We start from the raw sequence: 15,649 nt of genomic DNA on the forward strand, positions 1-15,649 counted from the left end.
ACAACTAGGCCATAAAATTATTATTTTTGTGAGAATTCTCACATTAATTTCTAACAATTTTGGGTAAGATGCCCCCAACCTAAAACCACGAGCTAGTCACGCTCAATATAATATTTCTATAAATCATGGACAATAAAGAGGTTATCTGTATGAAATTAAAATCACTTTCTCTTGCAATTTCCACCGCACTTTTAGCCGGCGGATTAATGGCGAGCCAAGCGGCTGTTGCAAAAGGTCGCTTAGTCGTTTATTGCAGTGCCACCAACATCTTATGTGAAACTACTACCAAAGCCTTTGGTGAAAAATATGATGTAAAAACCTCATTTATTCGTAACGGCTCAGGCAGTACCTTTGCCAAAGTAGAAGCAGAAAAAAATAACCCGCAAGCAGACGTGTGGTTTGGCGGCACGTTTGACCCACAAGCCCAAGCTGCAGAGCTTGGTTTGATCGAACCATACAAATCCAAACATATTGATGAAATCGTAGAACGTTTTCGCGATCCGGCCAAAACCAAAGGTCACTATGTTTCTGCTATTTACATGGGGATCTTAGGCTTTGGCGTGAATACCGAACGTTTGGCCAAACTAGGTATTAAAGAAGTACCAAAATGTTGGAAAGACTTAACAGATCCACGCTTAAAAGGTGAAGTACAAATTGCAGACCCGCAAAGTGCCGGTACTGCCTACACAGCATTAGCGACTTTCGTTCAACTTTGGGGCGAAGATAAAGCCTTTGATTTCTTAAAAGCCTTACATCCGAACGTTTCCCAATATACCAAATCCGGCGTCACCCCATCCCGTAACGCTGCCCGTGGTGAAACCGCAGTGGGCATCGGATTCTTACACGACTATGCGCTTGAAAAACGCCAAGGTGCACCATTAGAACTCGTTGTTCCATGTGAAGGCACCGGCTACGAATTAGGCGGCGTGAGCATCTTAAAAGGTGCACGTAATATGGACAACGCGAAATTATTCGTGGATTGGGCGTTATCCAAAGAAGGTCAAGAATTGGCATGGAAACAAGGCGATTCCTTACAAATCTTAACCAATACTACTGCAGAGCAATCTCCGACAGCATTTGACCCGAACAAACTTAACTTAATCAATTACGACTTTGAGAAATACGGTGCTACCGAACAACGCAAAGCCTTAATTGAAAAATGGGTACAAGACGTGAAATTGGCGAAATAACGCTAAAAGTGCGGTTGAAAATCCATGTGTTTTTTTAACCGCACTTTTGTTGTTTAAATAGCATGCATCTTCCAACGCATGCTTATCACTATCATAAGGGACTCGCGTCAAACGACGCGCGCCAGCATAAAATAAAAAACACAGGAGTGTTCAAATGAAACTCTCAAAAATTGCGGTAGCGCTTTCAGGTGTTGTACTCAGTGGGATGTTGTTAAGCGGCAACGCTGCCGCAAAAGGCCGTTTGGTAATTTATTGTAGTGCACAAAACACCATGTGCGAGCAAGAAGCCATGGCTTTCGAGAAAAAATACGATGTGAAAACCAGTTTTATTCGCGGCGGTACGGGCACGATTTTAGCCAAGATCGACGCCGAAAAAGACAACCCGCAAGGGGACGTTTGGTATGGTGGCACAATGGATCCGCATTCCCAAGCGGGCGAAATGGGTTTATTAGAGCCTTATAAATCACCTAATCTTGCACAAATTGTTGAACAATTCCGCGATCCGGCAAAAGTTAAAGGCAATTACTCTTCCGCCATTTATCTTGGTGTGCTAGGTTTCGGCGTCAACCCGGAACGCTTGAAAAAACTTAACTTACCAACACCAAAATGTTGGAAAGATTTAGCTGATCCGATGTATCGCAATGAAATACAAGCGGCAGATCCACAAAGTTCAGGTACGGGCTACACTCAGTTAGCCACTTATATGCAGCTTTGGGGAGAAGAAGAAGCCTTTAAATATCTTAAAGCCTTAAATAAAAACGTGTCGCAATACACGAAATCAGGCAACACTGCAACCCGTAATACCGCGCGTGGTGAAACCGCAATTGGTATCGGCTTTTTACATGAATATTCTTTAGAAAAAGCCAAAGGTGCCCCTGTTGAATTAGTGGTGCCTTGTGAAGGTACGGGGTATGAAATTGGCGGTGTAAGCGTGATCAAAGGTGCCCGTAACCTTGAAAATGCAAAACTTTTTGTAGATTGGGCGTTATCCAAAGAAGCGCAGGAATTAACGTGGCAAAAAGGCGAAGCCTATTCCATTTTAACCAACACTACCGCGCAACAATCGCCTTATGCGTTGGATTTTAAATCCGTTAATTTGATTAATTACGATTTTGACAAATACGGGGCAACCGACTTGCGCAAACGTTTAATCACTAAATGGGTTGATGATGTTAAATTAGCCAAATAAACCGTTGTTAGATAAAGAAGCAATGCCTATTGCATTGCTTCACTTCTCTACTTATGCGAGGTTGTATGAACGCAAATAAACTTCCAATAACACATTCTGCCAATTTTTGGATAATCTTATCCATTATTGCATTTCTTGTTCTCCCTTCCCATGCCTTAGATTACGGCTTGTTCGACAGCACTGCTGATGAATTCTACGATGCCATGGGTTGGTCGTCTTTTAACATTACCGTCTTTTGGTTCTTGCCGGTGATTTTGTACGGTTTGTTGCCGTGTCTGAAATTACCCGCCAACACCCAAGCTAAAGCGGAACTTTACTTACTGGCAATTGCCACACTATTCACCTTTATCAGTGCGAGCGTGTTAAAAATCAGTATGGGTTATTCGGTCATCGTTTTACTCATCGGTTTCACCGCACTTGCCACGCTATCGCTTGCCAAGCTGAAAATCATGCAAGGCGATAAATTTATTATCGCGTCCCTGCTTTGCATTATTTTGCTGATTTTCTTCTTCATCGTGTATCCGACATTGGCGATTTTCGTCTCCATGTTCTACGACGGTGAAACCTTTGCGCCGCAACAGGTAATGCGTATTTTGACGCAAAGCTATATTGTACGCGTCATCAGCAACTCGCTCTTCTTGTCAGGTTTCGTCGGTCTTGTTTCCACGGTGTTTGGTTTAGCATTTGCCCTGTACACAACACGAATTGCGCGCCGTACTGCGTTTATCGGAAAAATTTTCTCTATTTTGCCGATTGTCACACCGCCTTTCGTTGTTGGTTTAGGGGTAACCTTAATGCTCGGCCGCTCCGGTTATGTCACCGAGTTTTTATCCACCTATTTTGGTTTCACCAATCACAACTGGTTATATGGTTTTAACGGTATCGCGATTGCACAAATTTTAGCGTTCGCACCAATTTCTTTCATGATTTTAGACGGTGCATTAAAATCCGTGCATCCGTCCATTGAAGAAGCGTCTTATACTTTACGCGCCAACCGTTACCAAACTTTCTATAACATCATTTTCCCGTTACTGCGTCCGGCCTTAGCAAACTCGTTCCTCATCGTGTTCATCCAATCGCTCGCAGACTTCAGTAACCCGTTGGTGTTAGGCGGTAGTTTTGACGTGATCGCAACACAAATTTACTTCTACATTGCCGGATCACAATTAGATTACGCCTCCGCCAGTACCCTTGGTTCCATGTTGTTAATCTTCTCCTTAGCGATTTTCATCATCCAATATTTATGGATTGGTAACCGCTCCTATGTGACTGTTTCCGGTAAATCCTACCGCGGGGATGTGCAAGATCTACCAACCGGCTTGAAATATACGATCATTTTCATGCTCGCGTTTTGGGTTATATTCAACTTGGCACTTTACGGTAGTATTTTCTACGGTAGCTTCACCGTAAACTGGGGGGTAGATTACACCTTAACCTTGAAAAACTACGCTATGTTGTTCGGACAAGGATTGAGTGATGGTGCATGGCCTTCCTTAATCAATACTTTAATTTATGCCGGTATCGCCGCGCCGCTCACTGCCATTTTTGGCTTGTTAATCGCCTATATTGTGGTGCGTAAAGATTTCCAAGGAAAAAAATCCCTCGAATTCTTAACCATGCTTTGCTTTGCCGTACCGGGCACCGTTGCCGGGGTGTCTTACATTCTTGCCTTTAACAATGCGCCAATGTATATCACCGGTACTAGCATCATTGTGGTGATTTCCATGGTCATGCGTGATTTGCCAATTGGTATGCGTGCGGCGATTGCAGGTTTAGGACAACTCGATAAATCCCTAGATGAAGCTTCACTTTCCTTGAAAGGTAGCTCCTGGAAAACATTATGGTATATCGTGTTGCCGCTATTAAAACCGGCGTTATTGTCCGCCTTGGTCACCAGTTTCGTACGTGCCATGACGACAGTGAGTGCAATTATCTTCTTGGTTACTGCCGACACCCGCGTAGCAACAGCATACATCCTAAACCGCGTAGAAGACGGCGAATACGGGATAGCCATTGCATATGGTTCCATCTTAATCGTGGTGATGATGGCGATTATTTTATTCTTCGACTGGATTGTCGGTGACACCCGCATTTCCCGTTCCAAAGCGAAAAAAATGAATTAAGTTTATTAACATTTAGATGTAGGTAATAAAATGAACAACGATTTCTTAGTACTAAAAAATATCACCAAATCCTTTGGTAAATCGGTGGTAATTGATAATTTAGATTTAACCATTAAACGTGGCACCATGGTGACCTTGCTTGGTCCTTCCGGTTGCGGAAAGACCACGGTGTTACGTTTGGTTGCCGGCTTAGAAAACCCAACCTCCGGTCAAATTTTCATTGATGGTGAAGATGTCACCAAATCTTCTATTCAAAACCGCGACATTTGTATCGTGTTCCAATCTTATGCATTATTTCCGCACATGAGTATCGGCGATAACGTAGGTTATGGTTTGCGGATGCAAAACGTAAATAAAGAAGAGCGCAAACAGCGTATCAAAGAAGCCTTGGAATTGGTGGATTTAGCCGGATTTGAAGATCGTTATGTGGACCAAATCTCCGGCGGTCAACAACAGCGTGTGGCACTTGCTCGTGCGCTTGTTCTCAAACCAAAAGTATTACTGTTTGATGAACCGTTGAGTAACCTGGATGCTAACTTGCGCCGCGCTATGCGGGAAAAAATCCGTGAATTACAACAAAGCCTTGGTATCACTTCTTTATACGTCACCCATGACCAAACTGAAGCCTTTGCGGTGTCAGATGAGGTTATCGTGATGAACAAAGGCAAAATCATGCAAAAAGCGCCGGCGAAAGAGTTATATCAACGCCCGAATTCGCTATTCCTTGCCAACTTCATGGGTGAGTCCAGCATTCTCCCGGCGACCTTGCAGGGAAATACGGTCAATATCGGGGGTTATGAAGTTCAACTCACGAACGCAGATCAATTCAATTTAGCAGATGGTGATTGCCTGGTAGGAATTCGTCCTGAGGCGGTTTATCTTCAAGAAAATGGCACTGAAGCACAACGTTGTACAATAAAAAGTGCAGTTTATATGGGAAATCACTGGGAAGTTGTGGCACAATGGCACGGCAAAGATTTGCTGGTGAACAGTCGTCCGGAACATTTTAACCCGGCATTACAGGAAGCCTATGTGCAACTTTCCGAGCAAGGTGTTTTCCTACTAAAAAATGAATAAAATTAAAAATAATTGAAATTTTAACCGCACTTTGTATTCAAAAGATTAAAGTGCGGTTGTTATTTGTTGTATTTTTTAAACGTTGAATAATAAAAACTGCAGAGACATCCTTTGTTCCCTCCGTTTACGAAGGAAAGAAAACTGTTTATCCTGTAGGTTAAATTGTATGCCGAATATACAAAACCTCCCCTTATACCTAAACTTGAGGACAACATGAGTAAAAAAAGAAAAATTACCTTAACACTCGCTGCTATTATCGTCGCCATTGGTGGGGGCGCGCAGTTTTATACTAATCAGCAAGTGGATAAAGTTTTACAAAAATTCCCTTATTCTTTAGATAATCAACTCAGCCTCAAAGTTACTGAAACCGCCAAAAACTTTTTCAGCCGTGATTTAATTTTTAGTCTTGAAAACCACGATGGTAAACACACCGACGTGATTTCAACCAAACTCACTCCTCTGCCCTTTTTTATTAAGGCGGAATCCAAACTTTCCGATCAATTGGTACGCCAATTAAATAAAGATCTCAATATCACCATTGATAAAAATACCATCAACAGCAAATTCTCCCCCGTGGGTGATTATTTGCAATCGGATGTCTTAACCGAATTTCGTGATTTTACCAATAAATCACAAAATCTTTCCCTAACACTGGATTTCAATGCGGAAAACAAAGACGTTAATATCAAAACCAATTTAAGTGGCTTCAATTACGACAAAAACAGTAAATTAGAACAAATTAACGGACAGCTCAAACTCGTTCAGGTTGATACCAATCAATATGATATTTACAACATTGAACTAAACGCTAAAAGCGCCGAATTGGGTTTAATGAACGGTGAAAATAGCAAATTTCAACTTAAAAATGCAAAATATCAGCTTGATGTTAAGAAAAATGCAGAAGTGCAGCAACGCGATTTAATGACCAAATTCAACAGCGATGTTCTTCGCGCCGCCAATAAAGAACGCACCACGGAAGAAAGCCAAACCATCATTAATGGTTTATCGCTCAATATTAAACAACAAGGTGTGCCAAGTGCGGTTAATTTTGCTGATGAATTTAAAAAGCTCACCGGTGAAAACCAAAATATAAAAAATGCCGTCAATTTTTTAGTGGCGGTGTTGACCCAAAATCAAGCATTTAATGGTTCCCTTTCCGTGAAATCCATTGAGGTGCCGAAAAATCAAAAGCCTTATTTCAATTTGAATGATACGACACTTAGCCTCGAATTAGATAATCGTGCGCTTTCCCAAGCAGCTATAAACCTGCAACTGAGTGTTGGCGGTGTGAAACAGACGCCGGAAGAAAAAAGCAAACAATGGGAGGCAAAAGGGGCAAAAGTATCTTATCAATTAAGTGGCATGAATTTAGAAAATGAATTAGCCGTTATCCCGTTTTATTTAGACGCTTTTGCTGCCAAAAATCCACCGAAAGAAGACAATAAAGAACTCTTAAAACTCAAAGACAGATGGGTAAAAGAGTCCGGTGGTAACGGCAGTTCTGAAATCACGTTGCAGTCTTTCAATTATGGCGATGTTGCCCTAGAAGCCTTGGCTATCAAAGGTGAAGCGAAGGAAGAAGATGGACAATATACCGGCAATTCAACTTTTGCTTTCAAAAAACTGAGCTTGCCTGAAGCCCAGATGCAACTTGAAGACTTCAAAATTGAAGCCCCGCTTGTTGTAAAAGATTATGCAAAATTGGCGGAATCCCAGTTCTGTTCAGGTATGTACGGTATTTTATGTAGCACCCATCTCACAGAGGAAACATTTCATAAGATCCTAGAAAATCAGTGGAAAGATCTCAATTTAGCCACAGATAACACAAGCCTGACCTTTAATTTAAATACTTATCCCGCAACCAAGGCTTATCCATTTAAGCTAAATGTAAACGGCACCATTACACCACAAAAAGACAGCCTCACTCAGCTAGATGTTTTCACTAAAAACACAAAAGGTACGATCAATGTTGCCTTTAACAAAACATTGATTGATGACACCAACGAGGAAAGTCTAAAAATCAAAAATGAATCGCCATTTTGGCAATATTTCCGCATGAATGTTAAACCAGAAGGTAAGCTCAACCTCATTTTTGTGGAAGACAATGATAACTACACCATTAAATTGGAAAAAAATGATCAAGGCACTTTTATTAACGGCAAAACCGAAGAGCAAATCAGACAAGAGTATCTACAAGAAATCGAAAAAGAATCGTCCGATGATGTTCCAGAAGAACAAGTCAGCGATGCGGTAGAAGCTGTAACACCGGAAGTCAATGGCGAACAGCCGGAAATGAAACAAGAAACAGCACCAGAAACAAAATCCGATGAGGTAAAGAAAGAAGCAGAACCCGAAACTAAATCTGATGAGATGAAGAAAGAAACAGTACCGGAAATTAAGCCTGGTGAGGTAAAAAAATAAACAAAACAGTCAATAAGTTACGGTGTGTAAGCCAATCATCTTTTGGGTACAACACCAACTTAGCGCTTTCCCGTTCTTCCATTTGGACTTGGCGCAGGGAATATCCTCGCTACTACATTGATGATAGATATGTTTTGTGCTGAGTTGGGAAAAACTTGCTAATGTAGGTTTGCCACGTTCATGTTAAAAAACAAAAAGAAAAACGACCGCACTTTTGCCAATCAAAGTGCGGTCGTTTTTTACGATTATTTTAAATCATCAACTAAACAAGGTTGAATTTTGTTTAATATTTCTTTTAACACGCGCGGGGCACCGGCAACAATATGCCCGGCTTTTAAGTAACTATGGCCGGCGTTGTAGTCGGTAACGATTCCACCTGCCTCGCGGACAATTAAATCACCGGCAGCCACATCCCATGCTTTAATGCCATATTCAAAATAGCCATCCACTCGGCCTGCCGCTACATAGCAAAGATCTAACGCGGCGGAACCTGCGCGACGGAAATCGGCCACATCTTGAATGAGGCTTTCCATCATGCGAAATTGCATTGGCATGTATTTGGTTTGTTTGAATGGAAAACCGGTAGCAAGCACAGCGCCGGTTAAATCCCGTTTATTTTCAACGCGTAAACGAATTTCATTTAATTTTGCGCCTTCACCACGTACGGCAGTGAATAATTCGTTACGGATAGGATCATAAACCACGCCCACTTCGGTGCGGCCTTTGACGCGAATTGCAATAGAAACGGAGAAATGAGGCAAACCTTTTACAAAGTTTGTGGTGCCATCCAGCGGATCAATCACCCATTGAACATCGTTATCACTACCTTCTAACGCACCGCTTTCTTCGGTAATGATAGTGTGATCGGGATAGGATTTTTTGATCACTTCGATAATCGCCGCTTCGGACGCTTTATCGACGTTAGTCACATAATCGTTTTTACCTTTTTCCATCGTGATGATGTCGTCACGACGTTCATAATTTTTTGCAATAACATTACCTGCTTTTCGTGCTGCACGAATAGCGATATTTAACATTGGGTTCATAGATTCCACCGGATTTTAAAGAACAAATTAGAGTCAAAATTATAAAAGATTTAGAAGGAAATAGCTATCAGAAAAATTTTTAGAATTGTTGACTAAAAACAAAGGGTATTATGTTAGAATACGCATCGTTTTAAATTACATAATAAAAATAATGTTAAAAAATATTCGAATTGTTTTAATTGAGACCTCGCACAGCGGCAATATCGGTTCTGCAGCGCGGGCCATGAAAACAATGGGATTAACGGATTTAGTGTTAGTGGCGCCGAAACAAGGCGTAGATGATCAGGCTATCGCCCTCGCCGCTGGTGCGGAAGATTTGGTGAAAAGTGCGGTCGTTGTAGAAAACTTTTTGCAGGCAGTGGCCGATTGCTCTTTGGTTATCGGCACTAGCGCAAGATTACGTCATTTGCAGAATTCGCTCATTGAACCGCGTGAATGCGGCACAAAAACAGTCGCGCATGCAATGAATGGAAAAGTGGCTATCGTATTTGGGCGTGAGCGTGTTGGTTTAACCAATGAAGAATTGCTCAAATGCCACTATCACGTCACTATTCCTGCTAATCCCGATTATGCTTCACTAAATTTAGCCATGGCGGTACAACTCATTAGCTATGAAATACGTATGGCCTATTTAGCCACTACAGCGGAAGTAACATCGACACCCGCCAATGTCGATATTTACCCGTCAATGCAGGAGCTCGAATACTTTTATCATCACACGGAGCAGCTTTATCAATCCCTTGGTTTTATTCAAAATCAAGGTGTTATGCAAAAACTCCGTCGTTTATATGGCCGCGCCGAGTTGGAAAAAACGGAACTGAATATCCTGCTTGGAATGTTAAGCGCGGTAGAAAAAAACAAAAATCTTCACAATGATAATAGTTGACTAAACAAGTCAACAATGTAAAGATTTTAACGTTATTAACTAAATAGGAACACAAGAAAAATGAAATTAACCTCCAAAGGTCGTTATGCAGTAACTGCAATTTTAGACATTGCAATTTATGCCAATGATGGTCCTGTAAGTTTATCTGATATTTCCGAACGACAACATATTTCCCTTTCTTATTTGGAACAATTGTTCGCCAAACTACGTCGTAATAACATCGTCAAAAGCGTACGTGGTCCGGGTGGCGGTTATAAATTAGGCTACACGCCGAATGAAATTTCGATCGGTATGGTCATCGCCGCTGTTAATGAAAATATTGAGACGACCAAATGTTTAGGCAAAGGCAATTGCCAGAACGGAGCCGAATGCTTAACCCATACTTTATGGGAAAAATTAAGCCTGCGCATTGCCGATTTTTTAAATGAAATCACATTGGCTGAATTGGTTTCGCAACATAAAGACAAACATGGAAAACATCTTCATAAACACCATGAAGATTTTGATAATCTTGTTGTAGTTAATAACTGATAGGCCAGCACGCGTATTTAACAGCAAAAAGTGTGGTCAAAAATAGTAATATTTAGGAGTGAATAATGAAACTACCCATTTATTTAGATTATGCGGCGACTTGCCCGGTGGACGAGCGCGTAGCAAAAAAAATGATGGAATATTTAACCATCGATGGTGTTTTTGGCAACCCGGCATCTCGTTCCCATAAATTCGGCTGGCTGGCGGAAGAAGCCGTTGACATTGCGCGTAATCAAATTGCTGATCTTATTGGTGCGGATTCCCGTGAAATTGTTTTCACTTCAGGTGCAACAGAATCAGACAACCTCGCAATTAAAGGCGCTGCGCATTTTTATCAAACCAAAGGTAAGCACATTATCACTTGCAAAACCGAACATAAAGCAGTGCTCGATACCTGCCGTCAATTGGAGCGCGAAGGCTTTGAAGTCACTTATCTGGAGCCGGAATCCGACGGTTTAATTGATTTGGAAAAATTCAAAGCGGCATTGCGTCCCAACACTATTTTAGCTTCAATCATGCACGTCAATAACGAAATCGGCGTGATTCAAGACATCAAGGCTATCGGTGAACTGTGCCGCGCCAACAAAACTATTTTCCATGTAGATGCAACCCAAAGCGTTGGCAAAGTGGAAATTAATCTTGCCGAATTGCCGGTGGATTTAATGTCCATGTCCGGCCACAAATTATACGGACCAAAAGGCATCGGCGCCTTATATGTGCGTCGGAAACCACGCATTCGTTTAGAAGCCATTATTCACGGCGGCGGACACGAACGCGGTATGCGTTCCGGTACCTTACCGGTACACCAAATCGTCGGCATGGGCGAAGCTTATCGGATTGCTAAAGAAGAAATGGCAACGGAAATTCCTCGCATTAAAGCCCTTCGCGATCGCCTGTACAACGGCTTAAAAAACATCGAAGAAACCTATGTGAACGGTTCTATGGAACACCGCGTCGCCAATAACCTGAACATCAGTTTCAACTATGTAGAAGGTGAATCATTAATAATGGCGTTGCGTGACATCGCGGTTTCCTCCGGTTCCGCTTGTACTTCCGCCAGCCTGGAGCCGTCTTATATCCTACGTGCATTAGGTCGTAACGACGAATTAGCACACAGTTCTATTCGTTTCACCTTAGGTCGTTTCACCACGGAAGAAGAAATCGACTATACCGTAAGCCTGATGAAAGGTGCGGTAGAAAAATTGCGTGAATTATCCCCGCTTTGGGATATGTTCAAAGAAGGCATTGATTTAAACACCATTGAGTGGTCAGCCCACTAATTCGACGGGCGATGGAAGCCGCCTGATTAGCCACATTATTTTAGGAAAGGAACAGAAAAATGACATACAGTAACAAAGTTATCGATCATTACGAAAACCCACGCAACGTCGGTTCAATGGATAGAAAAGACAGCGCCGTCGGCACCGGCATGGTCGGTGCACCGGCCTGTGGTGACGTTATGCAGTTACAAATCCGCGTCAACGACGACGGCATTATTGAAGATGCGAAATTCAAAACCTACGGCTGTGGTTCCGCCATCGCATCCAGCTCCTTAATCACCGAATGGGTGAAAGGCAAATCCCTGGAAGAAGCGGGTGCGATCAAAAACAGCCAAATTGCCGAAGAACTTGAATTACCGCCGGTAAAAGTTCACTGCTCTATTTTGGCAGAAGACGCCATTAAAGCGGCGATTGCCGATTACAAAGCGAAAAAAGGTTCTTAATAACATAAAAGTGCGGTCGCTTTTCTGTATGTTTTTCAAAACACCGAAAAATTCCACCGCACTTTTGTCTTTTTCTAAATTAAGAAAGATCGCGGTTATCGTCCGATTTGTTAGTTTTGGAGAAATAAAATATGTCTATCACTCTCACCGAAAGCGCGGCAGATCGCGTGAAAACATTTTTAGCAAAACGCGGAAAAGGTATCGGCTTGCGCTTAGGCGTCAAAACCTCAGGTTGTTCCGGTTTGTCTTATATGCTGGAATTTGTGGATGCGTTAAACGAAGACGATCAGGTGTTTGAGCAACACGGCGTGAAAGTCATCGTCGATACCAAAAGTTTAGTGTATTTAGACGGCACCCAATTGGATTTCACCAAAGAAGGCTTAAACGAAGGTTTTAAATTCGCTAATCCGAACGTGAAAGACGAATGCGGTTGCGGTGAAAGCTTTAACGTATAATTGAGACAGTTATGAACAATCCCTTTGCTTTATTTGATTTGCCCGTTGCGTTTCAAGTGGATGCGGCGTTATTAAACGAACGTTATCTGGCGCTGCAAAAATCCCTACATCCGGATAATTTCTCCGCGGCTTCCGCACAGGAACAGCGCCTCGCTATTCAAAAATCGGCGGAAATTAATGATGCCCTGCGCATTTTAAAAGATCCCATCGCACGCGCCGACAGCATTATCGACATCAACACCGGCGAAACGGAAAACGTAGAAGAAAAAAGCACCAATGATATTGCCTTTTTGATGCAGCAAATGGAATGGCGGGAAACCCTGGAAAATATCGAACAGCAAAAAAATGCCAACGAATTAACCGCTTTCAGCCAAGAAATTCAGCAAACCCGCAGCGCCATTTTAACGGAATTATCCACCGCACTTAACGAACAACAATGGCAAACGGCGCGGGCGATTACGGATAAATTACGTTTTATCAAAAAACTCCAAGCCGAAATTGAACGGGTTGAAGAAAATCTATTTGATTTATAATAAAAACATCGAGATATAACATGGCATTACTTCAAATTGCAGAGCCCGGTCAAAGCGCCGCACCGCATCAACATAAACTGGCGGTAGGCATTGATCTCGGCACCACCAATTCCCTCATTGCCTCCGTGCGCAATGGCCACAGCGAAATTTTACTCGACGGGCAAGATCGCCCGTTGTTGCCGTCCGTGGTGCATTTTGGCGGCGATGACAAGATTATCGTGGGCTATGAAGCTGCTGAACTTGCGGTGCATGATCCGCAAAATACCGTAATTTCCGTCAAACGTTTAATTGGTCGCAGCCTGGCAGATATTCAACAACGCTACCCTAATTTACCTTATCAATTTGTTGCCAGCGAAAACGGCTTGCCTTTACTGCAAACCACACAAGGCGCCCGCAGCCCCATTGAAATTTCTGCAGAAATACTGAAAAAACTGACCGCACTTGGTGAGCAGCGCTTGGGCGGAAGCCTCGTGGGCGCGGTGATTACTGTCCCCGCCTATTTTGACGACGCACAACGCCAAAGCACCAAAGACGCGGCAAAACTCGCCGGATTAAATGTACTACGTTTACTCAACGAACCCACCGCTGCCGCCATCGCTTACGGTTTGGATAGCGGACAAGAAGGCGTCATTGCGGTGTATGATTTGGGTGGCGGCACATTTGATATTTCAATTTTACGCCTTTCCCGTGGCGTGTTTGAAGTGTTAGCAACCGGCGGCGACACGGCGCTGGGCGGCGACGATTTCGATTTATTATTGGCGAATTGGATTATCGAACAATCCGCGATGAAACCGGAAAACGACAGCCAATACCGCGAACTCATTGAATTAGCCAATCAACTTAAATTAACCCTCAGCCACGAAACGGAAACACAGATCCATTACCGCAATTGGTTGGGCAACATCACCCGCGAACAATTTAACGAACTGATTCAGCCTTTAGTCAAACGTTCGCTGTTAGCTTGCCGTCGCGCCTTAAAAGACGCCGGCGTAGAAGCGGACGAAGTACACGAAGTAGTCATGGTGGGTGGCTCCACCCGCGTGCCTTACGTGCGTGAACAAGTGGGTAAGTTTTTCCAAAAACAACCGCTAACTTCCATTGACCCCGACAAAGTAGTGGCATTAGGCGCGGCGATTCAAGCGGATATTCTTGCCGGTAACAAACCGGATTCTGATTTGTTGTTATTGGATGTGATTCCGCTGTCCCTCGGCATTGAGACCATGGGCGGCTTGGTGGAAAAAATCATTCCGCGCAACACCACCATTCCGGTGGCGCGCGCGCAGGAATTTACCACCTTTAAAGACGGGCAAACCGCCATGTCCGTGCATATCGTACAAGGGGAACGGGAAATGGTTACCGACTGTCGCTCCCTTGCCCGTTTCACCCTGCGCGGCATTCCACCAATGGCAGCCGGCGCAGCGCATATTCGCGTGACTTATCAGGTAGATGCGGACGGTTTATTAAGCGTCACTGCCATGGAAAAAACCACCGGCGTGCAATCGTCCATTCAGGTAAAACCGTCTTACGGTTTAACGGACGATGAAATCGCCAATATGTTGAAGGCCTCCATGGAAAATGCCAAAGAGGACATTCAAGCGCGCTTATTGGCGGAACAACGGGTGGAAGCAGAGCGCGTACTGGAAAGCGTGCGTTCGGCACTGGCGCAAGATTATGATTTATTAGATGACGACGAATTAAGTGCGGTCAAAAATACGATTATTTCGTTGGAACAGTTAAAACAACAAGAAGATTACATTGCTATCAAGCAAGGAATCAAAGCATTAGATCTGGCAACGCAGGACTTTGCCGCACGCCGTATGGATAAATCTATTCGCGCCGCGCTGGCAGGTCAATCCGTTGAAGATATTGTAGGAAAATGAGGACGTTTAGCATGCCAAAAGTGATTTTTTTACCCAATGAAGAGTTTTGCCCGGAAGGCATGGTGGTTGATGCCGCCGCCGGTGACAATTTATTAGAGGTCGCCCATAACGCCGGCGTGGAAATTCACCACGCCTGTGACGGTTCCTGCGCCTGCACCACCTGCCACGTGGTGGTGCGCGAAGGCGGCGATTCATTAAATGAACCATGCGACCAGGAAGAAGATATGTTAGACAAAGCCTGGGGCTTGGAAATAGACAGCCGACTGTCTTGTCAATGTATTGTCGGTGATGAAGACTTGGTCGTTGAAATCCCGAAATACAACATTAACCACGCAAACGAGGCAGCGCACTGATGAAATGGACTGACACGCAGCAAATTGCCGAAACCTTGTATGACAATAACCCGGACTTGGATCCAAAAACCGTGCGTTTTACCGATCTGCACCGCTGGATTTGTGAGCTGGAAGATTTTGATGACGATCCGCAAAAATCTAACGAATCCATTTTAGAAGCCATTTTGCTGAAGTGGTTGGAAGAATACGAGTAAAAATTCTCTCGGAAAAGCAACCGCACTTTAATCGCAGACTTTAACTAT

At 43.3% G+C, this 15,649-nt stretch carries 15 protein-coding genes; 14 read left to right on the plus strand and 1 reads right to left on the minus strand.

Annotated elements, in window-relative coordinates; translation table 11 throughout:
• The first annotated feature begins 149 nt into the window (after positions 1 to 149).
• From EL144_RS09655 to EL144_RS09675, 5 genes are all read left to right on the plus strand, one after another.
• Positions 150 to 1,190, plus strand: a complete 1,041-nt coding sequence (locus tag EL144_RS09655) for an ABC transporter substrate-binding protein (protein ID WP_005700949.1) — start codon at positions 150 to 152, stop codon at positions 1,188 to 1,190.
• Between the two features lie 154 nt (positions 1,191 to 1,344).
• Complete coding sequence (locus tag EL144_RS09660; RefSeq protein ID WP_005700950.1) at positions 1,345 to 2,379, plus strand: ABC transporter substrate-binding protein; 1,035 nt, start codon at positions 1,345 to 1,347, stop codon at positions 2,377 to 2,379.
• A gap of 65 nt (positions 2,380 to 2,444) precedes the next feature.
• Positions 2,445 to 4,502, plus strand: coding sequence for an ABC transporter permease (locus EL144_RS09665; protein WP_050332809.1), 2,058 nt, complete (start codon positions 2,445 to 2,447; stop codon positions 4,500 to 4,502).
• Between the two features lie 30 nt (positions 4,503 to 4,532).
• Positions 4,533 to 5,579 (plus strand): ferric ABC transporter ATP-binding protein, encoded by a 1,047-nt coding sequence (gene fbpC / locus EL144_RS09670; protein ID WP_005700953.1) that lies wholly within the window; start codon positions 4,533 to 4,535, stop codon positions 5,577 to 5,579.
• Positions 5,580 to 5,792: 213 nt separating this feature from the next.
• A complete protein-coding gene (locus EL144_RS09675) occupies positions 5,793 to 8,000 on the plus strand; it encodes a hypothetical protein (RefSeq protein WP_005703944.1) in 2,208 nt (735 codons plus the stop codon).
• 245 nt (positions 8,001 to 8,245) lie between these two features.
• Here the strand turns inward: EL144_RS09675 and suhB are convergent, their stop codons facing one another.
• A complete protein-coding gene (gene suhB / locus EL144_RS09680; protein WP_005700956.1) occupies positions 8,246 to 9,046 on the minus strand; it encodes an inositol-1-monophosphatase in 801 nt (266 codons plus the stop codon).
• Between the two features lie 151 nt (positions 9,047 to 9,197).
• Between suhB and trmJ the strand changes: the two genes are divergently transcribed.
• From trmJ to iscX, 9 genes are all read left to right on the plus strand, one after another.
• On the plus strand, positions 9,198 to 9,932 hold the full coding sequence (gene trmJ / locus EL144_RS09685; protein ID WP_005703943.1) for a tRNA (cytosine(32)/uridine(32)-2'-O)-methyltransferase TrmJ: 735 nt from the start codon (positions 9,198 to 9,200) through the stop codon (positions 9,930 to 9,932).
• A gap of 60 nt (positions 9,933 to 9,992) precedes the next feature.
• Positions 9,993 to 10,463, plus strand: a complete 471-nt coding sequence (gene iscR, locus EL144_RS09690; RefSeq protein ID WP_005700958.1) for a Fe-S cluster assembly transcriptional regulator IscR — start codon at positions 9,993 to 9,995, stop codon at positions 10,461 to 10,463.
• Between the two features lie 65 nt (positions 10,464 to 10,528).
• A complete protein-coding gene (locus tag EL144_RS09695; RefSeq protein WP_005703942.1) occupies positions 10,529 to 11,743 on the plus strand; it encodes an IscS subfamily cysteine desulfurase in 1,215 nt (404 codons plus the stop codon).
• A gap of 59 nt (positions 11,744 to 11,802) precedes the next feature.
• The gene (iscU, locus tag EL144_RS09700; protein ID WP_005542252.1) at positions 11,803 to 12,186 is read left to right on the plus strand and encodes a Fe-S cluster assembly scaffold IscU; all 384 of its coding nucleotides are present in this window, start codon (positions 11,803 to 11,805) and stop codon (positions 12,184 to 12,186) included.
• 131 nt (positions 12,187 to 12,317) lie between these two features.
• The gene (iscA, locus tag EL144_RS09705; RefSeq protein ID WP_005546629.1) at positions 12,318 to 12,641 is read left to right on the plus strand and encodes an iron-sulfur cluster assembly protein IscA; all 324 of its coding nucleotides are present in this window, start codon (positions 12,318 to 12,320) and stop codon (positions 12,639 to 12,641) included.
• An 11-nt stretch (positions 12,642 to 12,652) separates the two neighbouring features.
• Positions 12,653 to 13,174 (plus strand): Fe-S protein assembly co-chaperone HscB, encoded by a 522-nt coding sequence (gene hscB / locus EL144_RS09710; RefSeq protein ID WP_005567814.1) that lies wholly within the window; start codon positions 12,653 to 12,655, stop codon positions 13,172 to 13,174.
• A gap of 20 nt (positions 13,175 to 13,194) precedes the next feature.
• Positions 13,195 to 15,054: a Fe-S protein assembly chaperone HscA gene (hscA, locus tag EL144_RS09715; protein WP_005546625.1), complete on the plus strand. Its 1,860-nt coding sequence runs from the start codon at positions 13,195 to 13,197 to the stop codon at positions 15,052 to 15,054.
• An 11-nt stretch (positions 15,055 to 15,065) separates the two neighbouring features.
• Positions 15,066 to 15,407 carry an ISC system 2Fe-2S type ferredoxin gene (gene fdx / locus EL144_RS09720; protein WP_005703941.1) on the plus strand — a complete coding sequence of 114 codons (342 nt, stop codon included), beginning with the start codon at positions 15,066 to 15,068 and terminating at the stop codon, positions 15,405 to 15,407.
• Positions 15,407 to 15,601, plus strand: a complete 195-nt coding sequence (gene iscX / locus EL144_RS09725) for a Fe-S cluster assembly protein IscX (RefSeq protein WP_005703940.1) — start codon at positions 15,407 to 15,409, stop codon at positions 15,599 to 15,601. Before fdx ends, iscX begins: the two co-directional genes overlap by 1 nt.
• Positions 15,602 to 15,649: the final 48 nt, after the last annotated feature.

The organism is Aggregatibacter aphrophilus ATCC 33389, from assembly GCF_900636915.1.
Taxonomy (GTDB): Bacteria; Pseudomonadota; Gammaproteobacteria; order Enterobacterales; family Pasteurellaceae; genus Aggregatibacter; species Aggregatibacter aphrophilus.

Excerpts from the sequence above, each read along its gene's own strand:
- hscA (WP_005546625.1), top strand. The coding sequence starts at position 13,195 with ATGGCATTACTTCAAATTGCAGAGCCCGGTCAAAGCGCCGCACCGCAT.
- iscA (WP_005546629.1), top strand. The coding sequence starts at position 12,318 with ATGTCTATCACTCTCACCGAAAGCGCGGCAGATCGCGTGAAAACATTT.
- EL144_RS09660 (WP_005700950.1), top strand. The coding sequence starts at position 1,345 with ATGAAACTCTCAAAAATTGCGGTAGCGCTTTCAGGTGTTGTACTCAGT.
- trmJ (WP_005703943.1), top strand. The coding sequence starts at position 9,198 with ATGTTAAAAAATATTCGAATTGTTTTAATTGAGACCTCGCACAGCGGC.
- suhB (WP_005700956.1), bottom strand. The coding sequence starts at position 9,046 with ATGAACCCAATGTTAAATATCGCTATTCGTGCAGCACGAAAAGCAGGT.
- EL144_RS09675 (WP_005703944.1), top strand. The coding sequence starts at position 5,793 with ATGAGTAAAAAAAGAAAAATTACCTTAACACTCGCTGCTATTATCGTC.
- EL144_RS09655 (WP_005700949.1), top strand. The coding sequence starts at position 150 with ATGAAATTAAAATCACTTTCTCTTGCAATTTCCACCGCACTTTTAGCC.
- iscR (WP_005700958.1), top strand. The coding sequence starts at position 9,993 with ATGAAATTAACCTCCAAAGGTCGTTATGCAGTAACTGCAATTTTAGAC.
- EL144_RS09695 (WP_005703942.1), top strand. The coding sequence starts at position 10,529 with ATGAAACTACCCATTTATTTAGATTATGCGGCGACTTGCCCGGTGGAC.
- iscU (WP_005542252.1), top strand. The coding sequence starts at position 11,803 with ATGACATACAGTAACAAAGTTATCGATCATTACGAAAACCCACGCAAC.
- EL144_RS09665 (WP_050332809.1), top strand. The coding sequence starts at position 2,445 with ATGAACGCAAATAAACTTCCAATAACACATTCTGCCAATTTTTGGATA.
- iscX (WP_005703940.1), top strand. The coding sequence starts at position 15,407 with ATGAAATGGACTGACACGCAGCAAATTGCCGAAACCTTGTATGACAAT.
- fdx (WP_005703941.1), top strand. The coding sequence starts at position 15,066 with ATGCCAAAAGTGATTTTTTTACCCAATGAAGAGTTTTGCCCGGAAGGC.
- hscB (WP_005567814.1), top strand. The coding sequence starts at position 12,653 with ATGAACAATCCCTTTGCTTTATTTGATTTGCCCGTTGCGTTTCAAGTG.
- fbpC (WP_005700953.1), top strand. The coding sequence starts at position 4,533 with ATGAACAACGATTTCTTAGTACTAAAAAATATCACCAAATCCTTTGGT.